The sequence below is a fragment of the Mycolicibacterium arcueilense genome, assembly GCF_058536225.1.
The window spans coordinates 109,287-131,085 of sequence record NZ_JBZTYL010000005.1; the positions used below are offsets into that span (position 1 = coordinate 109,287).

Annotated in this window: 23 protein-coding genes; 17 read left to right on the forward strand and 6 right to left on the reverse strand. The window is 67.0% G+C overall.

The features are described 5' to 3' along the window. Nucleotides 1-99: 99 nt before the first annotated feature. The gene (gene purD / locus AC4LGL_RS01490) at nt 100-1,368 is read left to right on the forward strand and encodes a phosphoribosylamine--glycine ligase (protein WP_491837302.1); all 1,269 of its coding nucleotides are present in this window, start codon (nt 100-102) and stop codon (nt 1,366-1,368) included. A gap of 3 nt (nt 1,369-1,371) precedes the next feature. Here purD and AC4LGL_RS01495 read toward each other — a convergent pair whose 3' ends face one another. Beyond that, nucleotides 1,372-2,205 carry an alpha/beta hydrolase gene (locus AC4LGL_RS01495; protein WP_491837555.1) on the reverse strand — a complete coding sequence of 278 codons (834 nt, stop codon included), beginning with the start codon at nt 2,203-2,205 and terminating at the stop codon, nt 1,372-1,374. 126 nt (nt 2,206-2,331) lie between these two features. Here AC4LGL_RS01495 and AC4LGL_RS01500 point away from each other — a divergent pair, with 126 nt between their 5' ends. Continuing rightward, the gene (locus AC4LGL_RS01500) at nt 2,332-2,961 is read left to right on the forward strand and encodes a TetR/AcrR family transcriptional regulator (protein WP_491837303.1); all 630 of its coding nucleotides are present in this window, start codon (nt 2,332-2,334) and stop codon (nt 2,959-2,961) included. A 17-nt stretch (nt 2,962-2,978) separates the two neighbouring features. Continuing rightward, nucleotides 2,979-4,433 carry an APC family permease gene (locus tag AC4LGL_RS01505; RefSeq protein ID WP_491837304.1) on the forward strand — a complete coding sequence of 485 codons (1,455 nt, stop codon included), beginning with the start codon at nt 2,979-2,981 and terminating at the stop codon, nt 4,431-4,433. On the opposite strand, the gene relZ is transcribed toward AC4LGL_RS01505, so the two are convergent. Beyond that, nucleotides 4,430-6,154, reverse strand: coding sequence for a bifunctional ribonuclease/(p)ppGpp synthase (gene relZ, locus AC4LGL_RS01510; protein WP_491837305.1), 1,725 nt, complete (start codon nt 6,152-6,154; stop codon nt 4,430-4,432). The two genes, AC4LGL_RS01505 and relZ, sit on opposite strands and share 4 nt — an antisense overlap. A gap of 50 nt (nt 6,155-6,204) precedes the next feature. Here relZ and purB point away from each other — a divergent pair, with 50 nt between their 5' ends. Genes purB through AC4LGL_RS01530 form a run of 4 tightly spaced genes read left to right on the forward strand, consistent with a single transcriptional unit; the run spans nt 6,205 to nt 10,310 of the window. Next, entirely contained in the window at nt 6,205-7,623 is a 1,419-nt protein-coding gene (purB, locus tag AC4LGL_RS01515) for an adenylosuccinate lyase (protein WP_491837306.1), read from the forward strand. A gap of 2 nt (nt 7,624-7,625) precedes the next feature. Then, nucleotides 7,626-8,831: a cytochrome P450 gene (locus tag AC4LGL_RS01520; RefSeq protein WP_491837556.1), complete on the forward strand. Its 1,206-nt coding sequence runs from the start codon at nt 7,626-7,628 to the stop codon at nt 8,829-8,831. After that, the gene (locus tag AC4LGL_RS01525; RefSeq protein WP_491837307.1) at nt 8,828-9,742 is read left to right on the forward strand and encodes a tellurite resistance/C4-dicarboxylate transporter family protein; all 915 of its coding nucleotides are present in this window, start codon (nt 8,828-8,830) and stop codon (nt 9,740-9,742) included. The genes AC4LGL_RS01520 and AC4LGL_RS01525 overlap by 4 nt, the downstream gene beginning before the upstream one ends. Continuing rightward, nucleotides 9,723-10,310 carry a DUF1707 SHOCT-like domain-containing protein gene (locus AC4LGL_RS01530; protein ID WP_135358707.1) on the forward strand — a complete coding sequence of 196 codons (588 nt, stop codon included), beginning with the start codon at nt 9,723-9,725 and terminating at the stop codon, nt 10,308-10,310. The genes AC4LGL_RS01525 and AC4LGL_RS01530 overlap by 20 nt, the downstream gene beginning before the upstream one ends. Here AC4LGL_RS01530 and AC4LGL_RS01535 read toward each other — a convergent pair. Both AC4LGL_RS01535 and AC4LGL_RS01540 read right to left on the reverse strand, forming a co-directional pair. Next, on the reverse strand, nt 10,255-11,154 hold the full coding sequence (locus tag AC4LGL_RS01535) for a PDDEXK-like endonuclease domain-containing protein (protein WP_491837308.1): 900 nt from the start codon (nt 11,152-11,154) through the stop codon (nt 10,255-10,257). The two genes, AC4LGL_RS01530 and AC4LGL_RS01535, sit on opposite strands and share 56 nt — an antisense overlap. Before the next feature lie 104 nt (nt 11,155-11,258). Next, the gene (locus AC4LGL_RS01540) at nt 11,259-11,882 is read right to left on the reverse strand and encodes a hypothetical protein (RefSeq protein ID WP_491837309.1); all 624 of its coding nucleotides are present in this window, start codon (nt 11,880-11,882) and stop codon (nt 11,259-11,261) included. Between the two features lie 30 nt (nt 11,883-11,912). Between AC4LGL_RS01540 and AC4LGL_RS01545 the strand changes: the two genes are divergently transcribed. Continuing rightward, nucleotides 11,913-12,800, forward strand: a complete 888-nt coding sequence (locus tag AC4LGL_RS01545) for a phosphoribosylaminoimidazolesuccinocarboxamide synthase (protein WP_491837310.1) — start codon at nt 11,913-11,915, stop codon at nt 12,798-12,800. After that, a complete protein-coding gene (locus AC4LGL_RS01550) occupies nt 12,797-14,944 on the forward strand; it encodes a S9 family peptidase (protein ID WP_491837311.1) in 2,148 nt (715 codons plus the stop codon). The genes AC4LGL_RS01545 and AC4LGL_RS01550 overlap by 4 nt, the downstream gene beginning before the upstream one ends. Here the strand turns inward: AC4LGL_RS01550 and AC4LGL_RS01555 are convergent. Further along, the gene (locus tag AC4LGL_RS01555; RefSeq protein ID WP_491837312.1) at nt 14,873-15,319 is read right to left on the reverse strand and encodes a DoxX family protein; all 447 of its coding nucleotides are present in this window, start codon (nt 15,317-15,319) and stop codon (nt 14,873-14,875) included. The two genes, AC4LGL_RS01550 and AC4LGL_RS01555, sit on opposite strands and share 72 nt — an antisense overlap. A gap of 85 nt (nt 15,320-15,404) precedes the next feature. Between AC4LGL_RS01555 and AC4LGL_RS01560 the strand changes: the two genes are divergently transcribed. The 4 genes from AC4LGL_RS01560 to AC4LGL_RS01575 all read left to right on the forward strand — a co-directional run bounded on the left by AC4LGL_RS01560 (nt 15,405) and on the right by AC4LGL_RS01575 (nt 18,920). After that, on the forward strand, nt 15,405-15,950 hold the full coding sequence (locus AC4LGL_RS01560; RefSeq protein WP_491837313.1) for a TetR/AcrR family transcriptional regulator: 546 nt from the start codon (nt 15,405-15,407) through the stop codon (nt 15,948-15,950). A gap of 32 nt (nt 15,951-15,982) precedes the next feature. Continuing rightward, a complete protein-coding gene (locus AC4LGL_RS01565; protein ID WP_491837314.1) occupies nt 15,983-16,471 on the forward strand; it encodes a glutathione peroxidase in 489 nt (162 codons plus the stop codon). A gap of 79 nt (nt 16,472-16,550) precedes the next feature. After that, entirely contained in the window at nt 16,551-17,255 is a 705-nt protein-coding gene (locus AC4LGL_RS01570; RefSeq protein WP_491837315.1) for a DUF2334 domain-containing protein, read from the forward strand. Nucleotides 17,256-17,276: 21 nt separating this feature from the next. Then, entirely contained in the window at nt 17,277-18,920 is a 1,644-nt protein-coding gene (locus AC4LGL_RS01575) for an FAD-binding dehydrogenase (RefSeq protein WP_491837316.1), read from the forward strand. Between the two features lie 10 nt (nt 18,921-18,930). Here the strand turns inward: AC4LGL_RS01575 and AC4LGL_RS01580 are convergent, their stop codons facing one another. After that, nucleotides 18,931-19,569, reverse strand: a complete 639-nt coding sequence (locus AC4LGL_RS01580) for an MBL fold metallo-hydrolase (RefSeq protein ID WP_491837317.1) — start codon at nt 19,567-19,569, stop codon at nt 18,931-18,933. Nucleotides 19,570-19,615: 46 nt separating this feature from the next. Between AC4LGL_RS01580 and AC4LGL_RS01585 the strand changes: the two genes are divergently transcribed. The 4 genes from AC4LGL_RS01585 (at nt 19,616) to AC4LGL_RS01600 (ending at nt 21,566) form a co-directional block, all read left to right on the forward strand. Beyond that, the gene (locus AC4LGL_RS01585) at nt 19,616-20,251 is read left to right on the forward strand and encodes an ATPase (RefSeq protein WP_491837557.1); all 636 of its coding nucleotides are present in this window, start codon (nt 19,616-19,618) and stop codon (nt 20,249-20,251) included. Between the two features lie 10 nt (nt 20,252-20,261). After that, nucleotides 20,262-20,501 carry a phosphoribosylformylglycinamidine synthase subunit PurS gene (gene purS, locus AC4LGL_RS01590; protein ID WP_054603966.1) on the forward strand — a complete coding sequence of 80 codons (240 nt, stop codon included), beginning with the start codon at nt 20,262-20,264 and terminating at the stop codon, nt 20,499-20,501. Then, nucleotides 20,498-21,172: a phosphoribosylformylglycinamidine synthase subunit PurQ gene (gene purQ / locus AC4LGL_RS01595; protein WP_064884738.1), complete on the forward strand. Its 675-nt coding sequence runs from the start codon at nt 20,498-20,500 to the stop codon at nt 21,170-21,172. Before purS ends, purQ begins: the two co-directional genes overlap by 4 nt. Nucleotides 21,173-21,278: 106 nt before the next feature. Next, nucleotides 21,279-21,566 (forward strand): WXG100 family type VII secretion target, encoded by a 288-nt coding sequence (locus AC4LGL_RS01600; protein WP_491837318.1) that lies wholly within the window; start codon nt 21,279-21,281, stop codon nt 21,564-21,566. Nucleotides 21,567-21,799: the final 233 nt, after the last annotated feature.

Genomic DNA, 21,799 nt, shown 5'->3' on the forward strand with positions numbered 1-21,799 from the left:
CGGGGTCATCTCCTTGTGTGACGGCGGGCACATTCCTGCTGTCGACCATACACCGTGGCGTCAAGTGTATGCCCGTAGGTTTCCCGCTACGCTACGACCGTGCGCGTCCTCGTTATCGGATCCGGAGCCCGTGAACACGCCCTGCTGCTGGCCCTGCGCCGCGACCCGCAGGTGGAGGAGTTGGCGGTGGCCCCCGGCAACGCCGGAACCCAGTCCATTGCAGACCAGTACGACGTCGACATCACCTCCGGCGAGGCTGTGGTGAAGCTGGCCCAGCGCCTCGGCAGCGACCTGGTGGTGATCGGCCCCGAGGTTCCGCTGGTGCTCGGCGTGGCCGACGCCGTGCGGGCCGCCGGGATCGCCTGCTTCGGCGCGAGTAAGGACGCCTCGCGCATCGAGGGCTCCAAGGCGTTCGCCAAGGACGTCATGGCAGCCGCGGGGGTGTGGACCGCGACCAGCGAGATCGTCGACAACCCAGCCCACCTTGACGCCGCGCTCGACCGCTTCGGGCCCCCGGCCGGCCAGGCCGCCTGGGTGGTCAAGGACGACGGCCTGGCTGCCGGTAAGGGAGTGGTGGTCAGCGCCGATCGCGATGCCGCCCGGGCGCATGCCGCCAGCCTGCTCGATTCGGGACACCCGGTACTGCTGGAGTCGTTCCTGGACGGCCCGGAGGTGTCCCTGTTCTGTGTGGTCGACGGCGCCACGGTGGTGCCGTTGCTGCCGGCGCAGGACTTCAAGCGGGTCGGGGACGGAGACACCGGGCCCAACACCGGTGGCATGGGCGCCTATGCGCCGCTGCCGTGGCTTTCGGACTCCGTCAAAGCGCAGATCGTCGACGACGTCGTCAAACCCGTTGCGGCAGAACTGGTTGCCCGGGGCAGCTCATTCTCTGGCCTGCTCTACGCCGGTCTGGCGATCACCTCGAACGGTCCTTCGGTGGTGGAATTCAACTGCCGCTTCGGTGATCCGGAGACGCAATCGGTTCTGGCTCTGCTGGATTCGCCGTTGGGGCAGCTGCTGAACGCCGCGGCCACCGGTGAGCTCGCCTCCTTCGGTGACCTGCAGTGGCGCGACGGCTACGCCGTGACCATCGTGGTGGCGGCAGAGAACTATCCGGGCCGACCGCGCGTCGGCGACGTCATCCAGGGGTCGGAAGCCGACGGCGTGCTGCATGCGGGCACCGCGCGCCGCGAGGACGGCGCGGTGGTGTCTTCGGGCGGCCGGGTGCTCTCGGTGGTCGGCACCGGAGCGGACCTGCCCGCCGCGCGCGATGCGGCCTATGCGCTTGCCAAGTCGATCCGGTTGCCGGGCAGCCACTTCCGCAGTGATATCGGTCTGGCTGCCGCCGAGGGGCGGATCAGCATCTAGGGGTCAGGCGACCAGCAGCGGTGCCATCCACGAGATCTCGGCGGGCAGCTGCGAACTCCAGAAGCTGCCGTCGTGCCCACCGGGGGAGAACCCACCGGCCGGCGGATTGGGCAGTTCAGAGATGAATTGCTTGGTGGCCGAATAGAACGGATCGCTGTTGCCGCAATCGATCCGGATCGGAATCGATCCCAGCGCGGGCAGGCCCCAGACAGTGTTGGCCGCGTAATCCGCCGCGCTGTCGAAAGCTCCGGGCGCTGCGGCACCCGACGACGTCCACAGCGCGGGGCTGACGGCGCAGATCGCGGCGGTCCGGGCCGGCCCCAGCCGGGAACCCAGCAGCAGCGCGCCGTAGCCACCCATCGACCAGCCCAGGAACCCCACCCGTGAGGTGTCAAGACCCTGGTCGCCGAGCATCGGAATGAGTTCATCGAGCACCATGGCGCCCGAGTCCTCACCGGATGCGCGCTTGTGCCAGTAACTTCCACCACCGTCGACGGCAACCACAGCGAAGGGCGGCAATCCTGCGGCCACGGCCTCGGCTAGGCCCTGCTCGACTCCGCCGGCCATCACACCAGCCGCATCCTGGCCTTTGCCATGCAGGGCGATCACCGGCCGGAGTTTGCCGGTCTGGCCCGGCGGGCGCGCGATCGCCCAGTTGGTTTTCGCCCCACCACGTGCGGCCGACGTGAACGAGCCGCTCGTCATCGTGGGGGCTACGACAGGGCTGGCCACCGAACCCGGGGCGGAGGCGAGGGCGAGGGCACCGGCGGCGCCGGCGGCTGCACCGACGCCGAGGCGCAAGACTGCGCGACGACTCAAGTTGGGCATGCGGGCCATCTTGCCATCGCGCGCCAAAAGCATCGGCCAGTGGCATTCTCGCGGGGTAGCCGACGTGTCAGCAAAACCTGAGTAAAGGCTGATGATTGACCGAAAGCCCCATGTGGAAGGGGTCCGGCTGGCACGATGCTAAAGGTGACGGCAGCGGTCACCCCTAAAGGGGAGCGTCGGCGGTACGCCCTCGTCAGGGCGGCCGCTGAATTGCTCTGTGAGGGCGGCTTCGACGCCGTCCGGCACCGCGCCGTGGCCCGCCGGGCGGGCCTCCCGTTGGCTTCGACGACGTACTACTTCTCCTCACTCGACGACCTCATCGCGAAGGCGGTCGAGTACATCGGCACCCAGGAAACCGAACATCTCAGTGCCGGTGTGGCGGCACTTTCGCGGCGGCGTCGCGGTGCCGAATCGACCGCCGACGTCCTCGTCGATTTGTTGCTCGGGGAGTCTCTGGAACGGCGTGGTACCGAGGAGTTGATCTCGCGCTACGAGCGCTACATCGCCTGCGCCCGGCAGCCCGGACTGCGTGATATCCAACGGCGCATCCTGCAGCAGCGCACCGACGCCGTCGTCGAGGTGGTGGAACGCTCGGGCCGCTCGGTGCGGGCCGAACTGGTCACCGCCCTGGTGTGCGCCGTCGACGGAGCTGTGGTTGCATCGTTGGTCGACGAAGGGGAGGGGCCCCGAGCCAGCGCCAGGGCCACGTTGATCGATGTCATCGACGTATTGGCGCCCGTCGATGAACGGGCGGTGCGCGTCTGACCGGTGAAGGAGGGGGAATGTCGCAACCCGCAACCGCGGCGCAACCACAGCTCAAGCGGGTGATGGGACCCGGCCTGCTACTGCTGTTCGTCGTCGGTGACATCCTCGGCACCGGTGTCTACGCGCTCACCGGGCAGGTCGCCAAGGAGGTCGGCGGCGCAGCCTGGCTTCCCTTCCTCGCGGCGTTCCTGATCGCCACCATCACCGCATTCAGCTACCTCGAGCTGGTCACCAAGTATCCGCAGGCGGCGGGCGCAGCGCTCTACGCGCACAAGGCTTTTGGCATCCACTTTGTGACGTTCCTGGTGGCGTTCATCGTGATGTGTTCCGGAATCACCTCGGCCTCAACGGCTTCGCGCTTCTTTGCGATCAGCTTCTTCGACGCGATAGAGGTCAACTTCGGGCAGTTCTATACCGACAACGTCGCCCATTTGAAGGTGATCGGTGTCATCCTCCTTGCGCTGCTGTTCATGGCGCTGATCGCCGCAGTCAACCTGCGGGGGGTCAGTGAGAGCGTCAAGCTCAACGTGGTCCTGACGTTCATCGAGATCACCGGCCTGGTGCTCGTGATCGCAGTGGGGCTCTGGGCGATTGTCAGCGGCGTGGACGTCGACTTCTCCCGCGTCGTCGCATTCGATACCTCGGGGGAGAAGAACGCCTTCATCGCAGTCACCGCCGCGACGTCGCTGGCCTTCTTCGCCATGGTCGGATTCGAGGACTCGGTCAACATGGCCGAGGAGACGAAGGATCCGGTGCGGATCTTCCCGAAGGTCTTGTTGACCGGGTTGGGTATCGCCGGGCTCGTCTACGTCGTCGTGGCCGTCATCGCGGTGGCGCTGGTGCCGGTCGGAACGCTCGCCGAGTCGGACTCGTCGCCGCTGGTGAAGGTCATGGAAGCCGCCGCGCCCGGGCTCCCGTTCTCGAACATCTTGCCCGTCATCTCGATGTTCGCGGTCTCGAACACCGCATTGATCAACATGCTGATGGCCAGCCGACTGATCTACGGCATGGCGCGGCAGCACGTATTGCCCCCGATGCTCGGCGTGGTGCACCCGAAACGCCATACACCGTGGGTGGCAATCGTTTTCACCACGCTCATCGCGTTCGGCCTGATCTTCTACGTCTCGGCGTTCGCGAGCGGGGACACCGTCGCGATCCTCGGCGGAACCACCTCGTTGCTGCTGCTCGCGGTCTTCTCGGTGGTCAATGTCGCGGTCCTGGTGCTGCGCCGCGATGTGAAGAAAGGCGGCGGGCATTTCAGGACACCGACGGTGCTGCCCGTCATCGGTTTCATCGCGTCGTTGTACCTGGTGCTGCCGACGTCGGGCCGGCCGGCCGTGCAGTACGTGCTGGCGCTCGCACTGGTCGCCACCGGCGTGGTGCTGTTCTTGATCACCAAGATGATCAACCGCCAACTGGGTATCACCGGGCCCGGCATCACCGACCCGACCCATCTGGCCGACGCGCCCTAGGAGTCGGTGCGCAGCTTCGCAATCCGGTTCTGCAGCAACGCGACCCGGTGGGCATTACCGTCCAGCCCGATGTAGCGGTCGTCGAACACCGCCAACAACGCGTCGTCGAGGCGACGCACCGCGCCGGGCGGATACCGGTAGTCCATGAGCCGGTTGATCTCGTCGGTGTCCACCGAATCCAGAAGGCCGGTAAGCGCTTCCAACGTGGTAATGCCCAGCTCGAGCAGCAGCCCCGAGATCCAGGCGTAGTGGTCGGTCCGCGACCAGCCGGCGTCCGCGAAGCGATTGCCCAGATAGGTGGCGAGCACCGGAGTAGGGATACGGGAATCCCTGGAAAACCCCGAAGTCTCGGCCTCCTCCTCTTCGGACATGGTCAGCCGCAGGCGTTCCCGGATCTCGGTGAACTCACGGTCGGCGAGTTCCAGTAGCCCGGCGGCCAACGTGAACCGACGGTCCAGCTCACTCACGTGCTCGGCCGGTATCGAACCCTTGTACCGCACATCGTGTTCGAACTCGGCCCACGCATGCTGCAGGACGGTACGGACCTGGATGGACGCCGGATACTGTTCGCCCTCGACCCCGAACAGCAGATGCCGGCTCGCATACCCCCACCGGCCCTGGCGGGCGGTCTGCAGGCCCATGTCCTGGTCGTCGAGCAGCCGCATCTCCTCGGCCAGCAGATTGGCCACCGCGTCGACATCCTCACGCAGGTAGGTGATGACGCGCAGGCCCACCTGATCGGTGATCTCCACCAACGGATCGCTGTACAGCGGAGTGCCGTCGCCGGCGCGTCGGTTGGCTTTCGCGGCGAACGAATCGATGCTCTTGGTGCGAGCCGTGATGCTCAGGTAGTTGATGCCCGCCTCGTCGAGCAGCCCGGTGACCAGCTTGAGGTACTGCTCGGTGGCGGCCACCAGGTCCGGGCGCCGCGACGCGTACTCGGCGACCGCCGTCGACGGAGCGGTCTCACGTACCGGGGCCGGCCGCGGCCGGGGAAGCCGATCAGCAGGCAGAGACGGGGTGACGATGTACCCCGAGGCGAAGTCGCCGTAGATCGTCACATCCTCCGGGCGGTCGTACCAGTACAGCGCGATGTAGGCACAGAGCATCGCGTCGACGGGATCCTCGTCCCGGTCGAGCTGGCCCGGCCGGGTGGCCGCCTCGATCCGCCGCCGCAGCTCCACCCAATTGACATTGCGATTGGCGCGCAGCCTGGGCGTCGCCGTATCGAGCTCCTCGATGTACGTCATCAGCCTGAGCAGTTCCCGCTGCCGGTCGCCGAAGGCGCCGCGCTTGTACTTCAAGGTCTTGTCGAGCCCGAACAGCACCACGCTCGCCGGATGCGGATACACCTCGATGGCGCGCCGGTTCGACTGCGACGACGGATCCATGTCGAGGCCCAGGGCCGTCGCGATACGCGCGCCGCGCGGATGCTTGAACTCGGGCCGCTCGGTGAACGCCGGGCGCGCCCCGGCGTCGAACCGCTGGAAGTCCCGGTTGAGATCGCGCTCGCACGGCCGGTGGCCCGTCGGGTTGTTGACGATGAGCGGCGCATCGATGGCAACCAGGCAGTCACCACTGATGTAGGGCTCGATCGCCGCGCCTATGTCGTCGTCGTCCTGTGCCACCCCGACGTGAAGGACCCGGCCACTGGAGTCGATGACAGCGACCCCCGTCTGATTCTTCTCGCCCCACGCGAGGTCGAGCCCGACGAAGTACATCCGTCCACTGTCTCATTGGTGGTCCGGCCCGGGCCGTAAGCTGTGTGTTCGTGACGATCCCGAATGTTCTGGCCAATCGCTACGCCAGCGACGAAATGGTCGCGATCTGGTCGCCGGAGGCCAAGATCGTCGCCGAACGCCGACTCTGGCTCGCCGTGCTGCGTGCGCAGGCCGAGCTGGGCGTCCCGGTGCCCGACGGCGTGGTCGACGACTACGAGCGGGTCCTGGAGAACGTCGACCTGGCCTCGATCGCGGCCCGCGAGCGGGTCACCCGCCACGACGTCAAGGCGCGCATCGAGGAGTTCAACGCGCTGGCCGGCCACGAGCACGTGCACAAGGGCATGACCAGCCGCGACCTCACCGAGAACGTCGAGCAGCTGCAGATCCGTCGCTCCCTGGAGTTGGTGTTCGCCCACGGCGTCGCCGTCGTCGCCCGGCTGGCCGAGCGCTCCGTCGTCTACCGCGACGTGGTCATGGCGGGCCGGTCGCACAACGTGGCGGCGCAGGCCACCACGCTGGGCAAGCGGTTCGCCTCGGCGGCCGAAGAAACCCTGCTGGCGTTGACCCGCCTGCGCGAGCTGATCGACCGCTACCCGCTGCGCGGCATCAAGGGGCCGATGGGCACTGCCCAGGACATGCTCGACCTGTTCGACGGGGACACCGAGAAACTGGCCGAACTGGAGCGCCGAGTCGCCCAGTTCCTGGGATTCACAGACGTTTTCACCAGCGTGGGGCAGGTCTACCCGCGCTCGCTGGACCATGACGTGCTCTCGGCGCTGGTGCAGGTGGGCGCAGGCCCGTCGTCGCTGGCGCACACCATCCGGCTGATGGCCGGCCACGAACTGGTCACCGAGGGCTTCGCGCCCGGGCAGGTCGGCTCCTCGGCCATGCCGCACAAGATGAACACCAGGTCGTGTGAGCGGGTCAACGGTCTGCAGGTGGTGCTCCGCGGCTATGCCTCGATGGCCGCCGAGCTGGCCGGTGCGCAGTGGAACGAGGGCGACGTGTTCTGCTCGGTGGTGCGTCGCGTCGCGCTGCCCGACGGGTTCTTCGCCGTCGACGGGCAGACCGAGACGTTCCTGACAGTGCTCGACGAGTTCGGTGCCTACCCGGCAGTGATCCAGCGCGAGCTGGACCGCTATCTGCCGTTCCTGGCCACCACGCGCATCCTGATCGCCGCGGTGCGGGCCGGGGTGGGCCGCGAGACCGCCCACGAGGTGATCAAGGAACACGCTGTCGCCGTCGCTTTGGCCATGCGTGAGCAGGGGCAGGAGCCCGACCTGCTCGACCGCCTGGCCGCCGACCCCCGGCTGCCGCTGGACCGGGCGGCCCTGGAGGCCGCGCTGGCCGACAAGCAGGCCTTCACCGGAGCCGCCGGTGCCCAGGTCGACGGCGTCGTCTCAGCCGTCGATGAACTGGTCAGCCGCTACCCGGAGGCCGCCAAGTACACCTCGGGTGCCATCTTGTGACGTTGGCGGCCGACCTCACCGACCTGGACAACTTCGCTGCCGGTTTTCCGCACGAGTTGTTCGCCGCGCACCGCCGCGAATCGCCGGTGTACTGGCACGAGCCGACCGAGCACACCCCGGACGGCGAGGGCTTCTGGTCGGTGGCCACCCACGCCGAAACCCTTGCGGTACTGCGGGACGCCGAGACCTATTCCTCGGTGACCGGCGGCTCCCGGCCCTACGGCGGCACGCTGCTGCAGGACCTGGCCATTGCGGGCCAGGTGCTCAACATGATGGACGACCCGCGGCATGCCGAGATCCGGCGACTGGTCAGTTCCGGGCTGACCCCGCGGATGATCCGCCGGGTCGAAGACGACCTGAGGGCGCGAACCCGCCGGCTGCTCGATGAGATCTCCCCGGGTGAGCCGTTCGACTTCCTGGTCGACGTCGCCGCCGAGCTGCCGATGCAGATGATCTGCATCCTGCTGGGAGTGCCTGAATCCGAACGGCATTGGCTGTTCCACGCGATCGAGCCCCAGTTCGACTTCGGAGGTTCCCGGTCGGCGGCCATGCCGCAGATGTCGGCCGAAGAGGCCGGATCGCGGATGTACACCTACGGCTCCGAATTGATCGCGGCGAAGCGGGCCGAGCCCACCGACGACATGCTGTCGGTGGTGGCCAACGCCACGGATGCTTCTTTGTCTGATTTGGAGCTCTACCTGTTCTTCAGCCTGCTGTTCAGCGCGGGCGCCGAGACCACCCGCAACTCGGTGGCCGGCGGCCTGCTGGCGCTGATCGAAAACCCTTCGCAGATGGCGTTGTTGCAGGACGATCTGGGTGAACTGCCGACGGCAATCGAAGAGATGGTGCGCTGGTCCTCGCCGTCACCGTCCAAGCGCCGCACCGCAACCCGCGCGGTGACCCTCGGCGGCTGCGACATCGAGCCCGGGCAGAAGGTGCAGGTGTGGGAAGGGTCGGCGAACCGGGATTCGCTGGTGTTCGCGCAACCGGACGTTTTCGACATCACCCGTAAACCCAATCCGCACTTGGGTTTCGGCTACGGCATCCACTACTGCCTGGGCGCCAATCTGGCGCGGCTGGAATTGCGGGTGTTGTTCGAGGAGCTCCTCACCCGGTTCTCGTCGGCTCGCCTGGTGAAGCCCGTCGAATGGACCCGCAGCAACCGTCATACCGGTATCCGACATCTGGTGGTGGAGCTCGGGGCGTGAAACCCGAGTCGTTCGCCGCCGTCATGGCGACCGGCATCGTGTCGATCTCCGCGGTGCAGCACGGCTACGGCGTCATCAGCTGGCCCCTGGCGGTGCTCGCGGCGCTCGGGCTGCCGGTCCTGATGTATCTCGCCGTCCTCCGTTGGCGATCCCTCGATCTGCAGAGCATCGACGCGATCGTCGGCTTGTTCACGTATGTGGCGGCATGCGCGGTGCTGGCCGCCCGGTTCGCCGGGTATGGGCCCGCGCTGTGGATCCTGGGAGGGATGGGTCTTGCCGGCTGGCTGGCGCTGACCCCGATGCTGCTGGTCCAGATGCGGCGGCTGGGACCGACCGGCCTGCGGGATCGTGCCCGTGGCACCTGGGAGCTGGCCAGCGTCGGGACGTCCGCGCTTTCGCTCATCTTCGTCGCTGAGGGAATCATGTTCTGGGGGTTCATCTTCTGGGGTATCGCCCTGTGCCTGTACGGCGTGATGACCTTGCTCATCGCGTGGCGGGCACTCGGTGAGCCCGACGTTCGGCGCAATGTCCCACCCGATCACTGGATTCTGATGGGTGGCCTGGCAATCGCAACGCTGGCCGGCGAACACATCTATGGTGCGCTGCACCCCGGCCCGATCGCCGATGCGGTGCGCGTCCTCACCATCGCGACCTTTGTTGTTGCCACCGTGCAGATCGTGCCCCTGGCGATCACGAGCTGGCGCCAGATGCTCGACTGGCCCGCGGTGTTCCCCTTGGGCATGTACTCGGTGGCCGCATTCGGCTTGGCCCTCGAAACCGGTTGGAATGCACTGGCTGTCGTGTCGCAGGTGTTCTTCTGGATCGCATTCGTGGCGTGGCTGGCAGTCGTCGTCGTGGTGGTCGGGCGCGTCGTTCGCCTAATCTCGGGGCATGGACTCAGGCCAGAATGACCACCTGCGAGTCTCAGACGCCGAGCGCGCGAAGGTGGGACAACTGCTCGAACGCGCGGTAGCCGAAGGCATGATCACGCTCGACGAGTTCAGCGAGCGCTACGACGCCGCCCTGGCCGCCCGGACCCGCGGCGAGCTGAATGCAGTTTTGGCCGACCTGCCGGTGGGACGGCCGGCCATACAGACCCCGGGCGCGGCACCCGAGGAGCTGCGCGGCTGGATGTCCTCGGTCGTGCGGCGCGGACAGTGGACGGTGCCGCCCGCCCTGCACATGACCACCCGGCTGTGCAGCACCACCTTGGACTTCACGTCGGCCGTCCTGAACGGTCCGGTCGTGGACATCGTCCTCGACGATTACTGCAGCTCGACAGAGCTCATCGTGCCTGCGTCGGCCACCGCCGACCTCAACGGCGTCAACGCCATCGCCGGCAGCGCCACCGTCAAGGTGCGCACCAGCCCACCGTCGGACCAGCTGCACCTCGTGGTGCGCGGCCGGGTGCGGATGGGATCTGTCACCGTGCGGCACCCGTTCGGAAGCTGGCTGCGGCGCTTGAGCGGCACTGGATAGCGAACCTGATCTCGGCGATGACCCGCTGCGGGTATTCGGTGAGGTCGAGCCAGGTGAATCGCAGCACCTGCCAGCCCAGCAGCGCGATTTCGTTCTGCTTGACCCGGTCCTTCTGGAAGTCCTCCTGATCGCTGTGGAATGCCCAGCCGTCGGTTTCGATCGCTAGGTTGGCGGAGGGAAAGGCCACGTCGATCACGTAGCGACCCAGTCGGTAGTTGGCCTTCCAGCCGGTGATACCGGCTTCTCTGAGGAGCTTGATCAGCAGGCGTTCGGCTGCCGAGCGGGCGCCGTCGGCCGCGGCGATGAGCAGGATGCGGGCGGCGGGCGAACCGTGCCTACCCTTGTTTCGTAGATGCGCCCGCCACAGATCATGCAGGTTGGTGTGGCGCTGCAACGCACTGTCCATGAGCTTGGCGCCGCCACCTCGCCGGGCCGCGGCTTCCACGACTGTCAGCGGTAGCGCGGTCACCCGCAAACCGCGGCGCTCCACGATGTCGCGGGGTTCGAGATCCCGCCGCCGGAGTTTGATGCCGTGCCGCTGTGGGTGATGGCCGGTTCTGGGGATCGTCACCTCGACCGTGTCGGGCGCGTACTTCGTGACCTCATGCCACCAGGCGGCGGCGAGTCCGCTTGCTGCTGCGTTCGGCCCTGCCGACCACACCGCGGCCCTCACCCGGGCTGAATCGGTGAACGGTCGATCGTCTGCGAAGTAAACCCCTGGTGAGCAGCGGAGCCATTTTCCGGAGCGGACCCTGCGGTAGACCGCCTGCTTGCTCAAACCAGCTTGCTGTGCCTGAGCAAGGGTGATCACGCCGTCATGGTCACGCAGGTAATCGTCGATCACACGGGATTGGACGCGCTGTCCCGGTCAAACGGTTCCAACCCCTGCGATTTGGGTGCGTTTGGTAACGGTGGGCGTTACTAAACGCACCGAAATCACTCGGGGGGTCACTCGATGCGGCGCAGACGCATGCCGGCGGAACGCAGCTCGAGGGCGGCCAGGCCGCGAATGGCCCGCTGATCTTGACTGCGCCACGCGCCGACAGGGTCGTCGGACACCGCGGTCAGCTTGGCCAGCGGCCGGTTGGCCAGGGCCCGCAGCGCCAGCAGCTGTTCGCCGGCGCTCGTCGAGGCCAGGGTGATCGCGGTCCACTTGCGCCGGAAGAACCGTGCCCGCAGATACAGCCACGGCATGGCGACGAAAAGGATCGGAGCGGCGGCCACTGCCAGGGCCAACACCCAGGCCAGCCAGCTCGCGGTGCTGTCCAGGTTGTGACCGGCGCCGGCGATGTCGAGGGCGGCCTCGCTGGCGGCGCGCAACGGCTTGCTCAGGGTGTCGCCGACCAGCGGAACGTGGTCGGTGCTGTCGCCGGCCGAGCCCAGGTTGTCGGCGACCCCGTTGGCGCCGCTTTCGACCTGCCTGCCGACCTCAGCGATGGTCGCCACCGCCGAATGCACGGCCATCCCGACCAATATCCACACTGCGGTCCATGTGATGACGGCCACGTCGCTGAACAACTGGGCCAACAAGCGGCCAGGTCTGCTGGCATAGGGCAGGTACCGCGATCTCATGAGACCGATCCCAACACATAGGCTGACCCAATGCGTCCTGCTCTGTCCGACTACCAGCACCTGGCAAGCGGCAAGGTCCGTGAGTTGTACCGCATCGACGACGAGCACCTGCTGTTCGTGGCGTCCGACCGCATCTCTGCCTACGACTATGTCCTCGATTCGCAGATCCCGGACAAGGGCCGGATCCTGACGGCGATGAGCGTGTTCTTCTTCGACCTGATCAGCGCGCCCAATCATCTCGCCGGGCCGCCGGACGACGAGCGCATCCCGGCCGAGGTCCTTGGCCGCGCGCTGGTGGTGAAGCAACTGAAGATGCTGCCGGTGGAATGTGTGGCCCGGGGCTACCTGACCGGTTCGGGGCTGATCGACTACCAGGCGTCGGGGTCGGTGTGCGGCATCCCGCTGCCGCCGGGCCTGGGGGAGGCGAGCAGGTTCGACGAGCCGCTGTTCACCCCGGCGACCAAGGCCGACATCGGTGAGCATGACGAGAACATCTCGTTCGCGCAGGTGATCGACCTGGTCGGGCCGGTGCTGGCCAACCAGCTGAAGGAACGCACCCTGCAGACCTACCTGCAAGGCGCCGACCATGCGTTGACGAAGGGCATCATCATCGCCGACACGAAGTTCGAGTTCGGCGTCGATGCGCACGGCAACGTGGTGCTGGCCGACGAGGTGTTCACCCCGGATTCGTCCCGGTACTGGCGCGCCGAGACCTATCAGCAGGGTGTCGTTCAGGACAGCTTCGACAAGCAGTTCGTCCGCAATTGGCTGACCGGGCCGGACTCTGGCTGGGACCGGCACGGCGACACCCCGCCGCCACCGCTGCCCGAAGCGATCGTGGCAGCCACCCGAGACCGGTACATCGAGGCGTACGAACGGATTTCGGGTCTGCGGTTCGCGGATTGGATCGGCGCATGACCCCGTCTGTTCAGCCGCCGGTCGCCAAGCGGGGCAACCACCGCCGCGAGCACCACGGTGATGTGTTCATCGACCCCTACGAGTGGTTGCGGGACAAGGACAACCCCGAGGTCATCGCGCACCTGGAGGCCGAGAACGCCTACACCGAGGACGCCACCGGGCATCTGGAGCCGTTGCGGCAGAAGATCTTCGACGAGATCAAGGCGCGTACCAAGGAAACCGACCTCTCGGTGCCGATGCGCCGCAACGGTTGGTGGTACTACGCGCGCAGCTTCGAGGGCAAGCAGTACGCGGTGCATTGCCGGTGCCCGATCGGCGATCCCGACGACTGGACGCCGCCCCAGCTCGACGAGGGTGCCAAGATCCCGGGCGAACAGATCCTGCTGGACGAGAATGTCGAGGCCGACGGCCACGAGTACTTCTCGCTCGGTGCAGCCACGGTGAGTCTCGACGGCAATATCCTGGCCTACTCGGTGGACGTCCTGGGCGACGAGCGATACACCTTGAAGTTCAAGGACTTACGCACCGGTGAGCTCTATGACGACACGATCGCCGGGATCGGCGCGGGCGGTACCTGGGCGGCCGACAGTCGCACCCTGTACTACACCACGGTGGACGACGCCTGGCGGCCTGACACCGTGTGGCGGCACCGGCTGGCGTCGGGCCTGCCCGCCGAGAAGGTGTATCACGAACCGGACGAACGGTTCTGGGTCGCGATCGGTCGCAGCCGCAGCGACAAATACCTGTTCGTCGCGTCGGGCAGCGCGGTCACCACCGAGGTCCGCTATGTCGATGCGACTGACCCGACCGCCGAGCTCACCACGGTGTGGGAGCGACGCGACCTGGTGGAGTACTCCGTCGAGCACGCCGTGGTCGGGGGCGAGGACCGGTTCCTCATCCTGCACAACGACGGCGCCGAGAACTTCATGCTGGTGGACGCCCCGGTCAGCGATCCCAGTGACCTGCGCCCCCTGATCGAGCACCGGTCCGATGTCCGCCTGGACGGCGTCGACGCGTTCGACGGATTTCTGGTGATCAGTTACCGCAGTGACGCATTGCCGAAGATGGCGCTGTGGCCGCTGACCGCCGACGGCTATGGCACGCGCGAGGAGCTGACCTTCGACTCCGAGCTGACCGCCGCGGGGATGGGTGGCAATCCGAACTGGTCCACCCCGAAGTTGCGGATCGGTGCCACCTCGTTCATCACGCCGGCGCGGATCTACGACCTGGACCTGGCCACCGGCGAGCGCACGCTGCTGCGGGAGCAGCCGGTGCTGGGCGGTTACCGGCCGGAAGACTATGTGGAGCGCCGGGATTGGGCGACGGCGCCCGACGGTGCCCGGGTTCCCATCTCGATCATCCACCGGGCCGGGTTGCAGTTCCCTGCACCGGCGCTGCTCTACGGTTACGGGGCCTACGAGTCGTGTGAGGATCCGCGGTTCTCGATCGCCCGGTTGTCGCTGCTGGACCGCGGCATGGTGTTCGTGATCGCCCATGTGCGCGGCGGCGGCGAGTTGGGCCGGCCGTGGTACGAGCACGGCAAGCTGCTGGAGAAGACCAACACCTTCACCGATTTCATCGCGGCGGCAAGCCATCTCATCGACACCGGAGTGACCCGTCCGCAGAATCTGGTGGCCCTCGGCGGCAGTGCCGGTGGCTTGTTGATGGGCGCGGTGGCCAACATGGCCCCGGAGTTGTTCGCGGGGATCCTGGCCCAGGTGCCGTTCGTCGATGCGCTGACGACGATCCTGGATCCGTCGTTGCCGCTGACTGTGACCGAGTGGGACGAGTGGGGAAATCCGTTGGAGGACCCCGAGGTGTACCGGTATATGAAGTCCTACACGCCCTACGAGAACGTGGCGGCACAGGACTATCCGGCCATCCTGGCGATGACCTCACTCAACGACACCCGGGTGTACTACGTCGAACCGGCCAAATGGGTTGCCGCACTGCGACACACGAAGACCGACGGTCATCCGGTGCTGCTCAAGACCGAGATGGTGGCCGGTCACGGCGGACTGTCCGGACGCTACGAGCGCTGGAAGGAAGCCGCGTTCCAGTACGCCTGGCTGTTAGCCGCCGCCGACGGCGACAACTACGGCCGCGGCCAGGTAGACAGCCTCTTCGGCGGTCCGGACGCCTAACCGCGAGGTCATCGACTTCGGTGGGTCGGGCATCCGGGCCGCATAGACGTTGGCCGGGAACATGGCCAGCATGAGCAGGAACAGGCACACTGCCGCCGCCGTGCGGGTGGGCGGGTAGAGCAGGCCGACGGCGCCGGCCAACTCCAGTACGCCGGTGGCCGTCACCAGGATGCCGGGCGCCGGGAGAGCGGGCGGCACGATGGCGATCATGTCGCGCCGCAACGGGTTGGCGAAGTGTGCGACGCCGGTCATGACGAACATCGCGGCCAGTCCCACGGCGATGGCCTCAGGCCAGCTGTCGAGGTAGTGCACGCCGAAGAGTCCGATCACCCGAGCTGTCACGCTGCCGAGAATCAGGGTCAGAAAGACGGCCATCGCGGGCTCCCATCTTGTCAATGCCTAGATCGACACGCTACGCCTGATCTAGCCGCTGTCAAGATGCGGGATTAGGATGGACCACATGGGCTATCACCACGGCGACCTCAAGGCCGCGATCCTCGCGCAGGCCGCCGCCCTGGTCGCCGAACGCGGCGCCGACGGCATCTCGCTGCGCGAGCTCGCGCGGGCGGCCGGGGTCTCCCACGCGGCCCCAGCGCACCACTTCACGGACCGGCGCGGGCTGTTCACCGCCCTGGCCACCGAAGGGTTTCAGTTGCTGGCGGCGGCGCTGACCGGGGCCAGGCCGCAATTCATCGACGCCGCGAAGGCCTACGTGCGGTTCGCCCTCGACCACCCCGGCCACTACGAGGTGATGTTCGACAAATCGCTCTACGACGACACCGACCCCGAACTGGTTGCGGCCTCGTCGGCGGCCGGCGCCGAACTCAGCCGCGGCGTGGGCACCCTGGCCGACCCCAAGGCCGCAGCCGACCCGGAAGGTGCGGCGCTCGCCGCATGGTCCCTGGTGCACGGGTTTTCGATGTTGTGGCTCAACGACGCGATCGACACCGGGGGAGACCCGATCGCCAAAGTGGAGAGTCTGGCCGCAATCCTGTTCGACGGGTAAGGGGCGGAGCGGCGTCCGCTAACCTCATTGCGATGAGCCTCAACGACATTCCCCTGACCACTCTCGACGGCAAGCCGACGACGTTGGCCGAGTTGGCAACCGGCGCAGCGCTGGTGGTCAACGTGGCCTCCAAGTGCGGGCTGACGCCGCAATACAGCGCCCTGGAGAAGCTCGCGCAGGACTACGCAGGACGCGGGCTGACTGTCGTCGGCGTCCCGTGCAACCAGTTCATGGGCCAGGAGCCGGGCAGCGCGGAGGAGATCCAGACCTTCTGCTCGAACACCTACGGCGTCACGTTCCCCTTGCTCGCCAAGACGGACGTCAACGGTGCCGACCGTCACCCGTTGTACTCCGAGCTGACCCAGGCCGCCGACGCCGATGGCGAGGCCGGGGACATCCAGTGGAACTTCGAAAAGTTTCTGCTCGCCCCGGGCGGCACGGTGGCCAACCGGTTCCGTCCCCGCACCGAGCCGGATGCACCCGAGGTCATCGCGGCCATCGAAGCGGTCCTGCCGGCCTGATCGCAGGTCTATCCCAATGGACACTCGGCGTCAGAGTGTTCGACACCGTCCCGACATGTGACGTTGCCACACTGGCAGCGTGACCGGACAACTCATCGTCTCGATATCGCAGATCAGCGATCGCACGATGGCTGATGTCGAGTCGTTCTGCGCCGAACTCGATGCCCGTGGCGTACCCGCCTCGATGATGGTGGCGCCGCGCCTCAAGGGCGGCTACCGGTTGGACCGCGATGCCGACACCGTGGACTGGCTGGCCCGTCGGCGCAGCGGCGGTGACGCCATCGTGCTCCACGGCTATGACGAGGCCGCGACCAAGAAGCGTCGCGGAGAGTTCGCCTCTTTGCCCGCCCACGAGGCCAACCTGCGGCTGATGGGTGCCGACCGGGTGCTCGAACACCTCGGCCTGCGTACCCGGCTGTTTGCCGCCCCGGGTTGGACGGTGTCGCAGGGCACGGTGACCGCTTTGCCGCGCAACGGCTTTCGTCTGCTCGCCGACCTCAACGGCATCACCGACCTGGTCCGCCAGACCACGACGCGCGCCCGCGTGGTCGGAATCGGGGAAGGATTCCTGTCCGAGCCGTGGTGGTGCCGGACCGTGGTCCTCGCAGCCGAACGGACGGCCCGACGCGAAGGAATGGTGCGCGTCGCCGTCGCTGCGCGGCACCTCCGACGGCCCGGCCCCCGGCAGGCCATGCTGGACGCAATCGACCTCGCTTTGCTGCATCAGTGCGTGCCCACCGTCTACCAATGGCGAGGGTCTGAGGTACTGACCGACGCCGCCTGACAAGGGCTACTCTTGCGTCTCATGGCAGACGCCGATGTCATTGTCGTGGGGGCGGGTCTCGCCGGCCTGGTCGCTGCATGCGAGCTCGTCGAGCGGGGCTTGCGGGTCCTGATCGTCGACCAGGAGAACGCTGCAAACCTGGGTGGCCAGGCCTTCTGGTCGTTCGGTGGCCTGTTCTTCGTCGACAGTCCCGAACAGCGCAGGCTCGGCATCCGCGACAGTCAAGAGCTGGCACTGCAGGACTGGCTGGGCACCGCGGGGTTCGACCGACCCGAGGATCACTGGCCCCGGGAGTGGGCGCATGCCTACGTCGATTTCGCCGCCGGCGAGAAACGCAGTTGGTTGCGGGCCCGAGGTCTGCAGACGTTTCCCTTGGTCGGGTGGGCCGAGCGAGGTGGTTACGGGGCGTTGGGCCACGGCAACTCGGTGCCTCGCTTCCACATCACCTGGGGCACCGGTCCGGCGATCGTCGACGTCTTCGCCCGCCGTCTGGTGGACGAGCCCCGGGTGCGATTTGCCTACCGGCACCGCGTCGACGAGCTCATCGTCTCCGAGGGTGCCGTCGTCGGCGTCCGGGGTGCGGTGCTGGAGCCCTCCGACGTGCCGCGAGGAGCGGCCTCGTCGCGAAACACCGTCGGGGAGTTCGAGTTCCGTGCTTCTGCGGTGATCGTGGCCAGCGGCGGAATCGGGGGCAACCACGATCTGGTGCGCAAGAACTGGCCCGCCCGCATGGGCCGGGTACCCGAGCAATTGCTCAGTGGCGTACCCGCGCACGTCGACGGCCGGATGATCGGTATCTCCGAGACCGCCGGAGCGCACGTCATCAACAGCGACCGGATGTGGCACTACACCGAAGGCATCACCAACTACGATCCGATCTGGCCGGACCACGGCATCCGCATCCTGCCCGGGCCGTCGTCATTGTGGTTGGACGCCAACGGAAAACGACTTCCAGGTCCGCTGTACCCCGGCTTCGACACCTTGGGCACGCTCGAACACATCTGCCGCACCGGGCAGGACTACACCTGGTTCATCCTCGACGCGCGGATCATCGCCAAGGAGTTCGCGCTGTCCGGCCAGGAACAGAACCCCGACCTCACCTCACGCAGCGTGCGTGAGGTGCTGGCCCGGGTGAAACCCGGCGCTCCGGCCCCGGTACAGGCCTTCGTCGACCGTGGCGTCGACTTCGTCAGCGCGCGTTCGCTTCGCGAACTGGTGGCCGCGATGAACGACGTGCCCGACGTGGTCGAGCTCGACTACGCCACCGTGGCCGCAGAAGTCACCGCACGCGACCGCGAGGTGGTCAACAAGTTCACCAAGGACGGACAGGTGACTGCGATCCGGGCGGCCCGAAATTACCTCGGCGACCGGTTCACCCGCGTCGTCGCGCCGCACCGGCTCACCGATCCCAAGGCGGGTCCGATGATCGCCGTCAAACTGCACATCCTCACCCGAAAGTCCTTGGGCGGTTTGGAAACCGACCTGGATTCCCGGGTGCTTAAGGAAGACGGCACCGCGTTCGCCGGCCTCTACGCCGCGGGTGAGGCGGCCGGATTCGGCGGCGGCGGGGTGCACGGCTACCGGTCTCTGGAAGGCACCTTCCTGGGTGGCTGCATCTTCTCCGGCCGGGCGGCCGGACGGGGCGCCGCAGCCGACATCGCCTGACCCGCAACCGTCAAAATGTGGTGCCGTTTTCCTCGGTGAGCACCTGGAAGTCGGTCTTCGTCATCTCGGAGAGCCGTCCGTAGTAGATGCCCCGCGCATTCGGCTCGATGATGCCCTGATGGATCGGCACCGCCCGCGTCGGCCCGACCGCGCGCAGGAAGTCCACGGCCTCCGAGATTTTCATCCACGGAGCCGCCGCCGGGGTGGCCAGCACGTCGACCGGTTCGCCGGGGACGAACAGCGCGTCCCCCGGATGCATGAGCCGGGCCGGATGCTCGTCGTCGCCCAGCAGGTACGAAATGTTGTCGATCACAGGGATTTCCGGGTGGATCACGGCATGCTTGCCGCCGGTCCCGCGCACGTTCAGTGACCCGACCCGGAACTCGTCGCCGGGATGCACGGCCTGCCACGGCTCACCCAGCTGGGCGGCGGTCTGCGGGTCGGCATACAGCGCGGCCTGGGGGTTGGCGTCGATCAGCGCCGGCAACCGGGCGGTATCGGCGTGATCGGGGTGCTGATGGGTGATCAGGATGGCAGACAAGCCGGTGATGCCTTCGAAACCGTGAGAGAAGTTACCCGGATCGAACAGCACGGTGGTGTCCGAAATGCTGGCCAGTAGGCACGAATGTCCGAAATGCGTGAGTTGCATACCTATATTGTGGCGCTCGGTGGGGCTATGGCGGGTGATCGTGGCGATGTCGATGGTGCTCTGCGGACTGGCCGCAGCGCCCCCTTCCGCTTGGTCAGAGCCCAGCGCCGACTGCCCGCCGCTGTGTGACCGCATCCCCGATTCGGCGTGGGCGACTGCGTCGCAACTCCCGTTGGCCCGCGAATACCGCTGGCCCGGACTGGCCGGCCTGGCCGTGACCGCAGTGGCACCGCGCTTCCGGCTCGAGGAGGAATGTGGGTCGCCACTCGTGCCGGGGGATCCGCGCGGCTACGCCGTGGCGGCGCGCTCGGAGGTGACGCGGCCCGCCGGGCACTGGCAACTGCGGGTCCAGGTCCTGCATTGGCGCGGGGAGACATGGCAGGGCGGTGAGACCGCGCTCGCGGTGGTGCAGGGGGCAGCCGCGGCGCTGCGGGCGTGCCCGGGGGCTGGGACGGCCATCACCACCGACCGGCCCGGGCAGCTGGCGGCGGCGATCAACTTCGGCAACACCAGGGTGCTGCACCAGTACCTGCTCGCCGATCCGGACAACAGCACCGTGGTGGAGTTGGCCCTCTGGTCGAGCACGCCACCACAGGTTCCGTGGTCGGCTCCATCCGATCGTCAGGTGCTCGATGCGCTGGCCGACCCACTGTGCACGGCTTACATAGGGTCGTGCCGGTAGAGTGTGCGCCGTGGCAAAGGTGGTTGTGCACGTCATGCCCAAGGCAGAGATCCTCGACCCGCAAGGTCAGGCGATTGTCGGGGCACTTGGTCGGCTCGGACATGGTGGTATCGCAGACGTCCGTCAAGGCAAGCGTTTCGAGCTCGAAGTCGATGACTCCGTAGCCGACGAAACCTTGGCCGAGATCGCTGAATCTCTGCTGGCCAACACGGTTATCGAGGACTTTTCGGTGAGCCGGGAGGACTCGTGAGCACCCGTGTCGGGGTGATCACCTTCCCCGGGACGCTCGACGACGTCGACGCGGCCCGAGCCGTCCGTCTGGCCGGGGCCGAGGCGGTCAACCTGTGGCACGCCGACGCCGACCTGAAGGGCGTCGACGCGGTCGTCGTCCCCGGCGGGTTCTCCTACGGTGACTACCTGCGCTGCGGGGCGATCGCGAAGTTCGCGCCCGTCATGGGCTCGGTTGTCGAGGCGGCCGGCAAGGGCATGCCCGTGCTCGGCATCTGCAACGGCTTCCAGGTGCTGTGCGAGGCCGGGCTGCTCCCGGGTGCACTGACCCGCAATGCCGGCCTGCATTTCATCTGCCGCGACGTGTGGCTGGAGGTTGCCTCCAACACCACCGCGTGGACGACCCGGTATGACGCCGGCGCCGACCTGCTGATCCCGCTCAAGTCGGGCGAGGGACGGTACGTCGCGTCCGAGGCGGTGCTCGATGAACTCGAGGGTGAGGGCCGCGTGGTCTTCCGCTACCGCGAGAACCTCAACGGCTCGATGCGCGGAATCGCGGGCGTCTGCTCGGAGAACCGTCGCGTCGTCGGCCTGATGCCGCACCCCGAACATGCCACCGAGGCACTGACCGGTCCGTCCGACGACGGGCTCGGGTTGTTCTACTCCGCGCTGGATGCGGTTCTCTCGGTCTAGCTAGATTTTTCTGCATCAGCCCCGATCCTCCCGATGTTAGATTCATTACCTATGGTTTGTGTGCCTGAGCGGCACCGATTGAATCGAAACACCGTATGGGGGGCATGTGTTAGTCAATCCCGAGCTGTTGCGTGGCTTTGCCAGTGAAGTAGGCACTGCTTCAGGAGACATCCAGTCGGCTGACGTCGGCCACAAGGCGAGCACTGCTGCGGACGGACTTCCAGGATCGGCCACTCAGTGGGCTGTTCACCTCGTAGGCGCGCACATCAGTGAGCAGGTCGGGAAGATGGCCAATGGCGTCGGTGACGTCGGTGTGGCGGTTCGCGGTGCCGCCGATAAATATGAGGTCGAAGACGGTTCTCTGGCTGGCAGTTTCAACGGATTGTTCAAGTAGTGATCCCTTCCCGTCCTCGGCTTCAGAGTTGGAATCCGGATTCGTTGTCTTCGGCTGCGCCAGGAGTCAACGCCGGCGGTGCATCGGTGTACCAGGCGGTGCGCAACCTTGACGATGGTGTGAACCGACTGGACGAGGTGCGAACCTGGAGGGGGCCTGCGCACGACGCCTCGACACAAATGTTTTGACAGGGCAACCCGCACAGCGTCGAGCTTCAAGGATTACACCGAGAA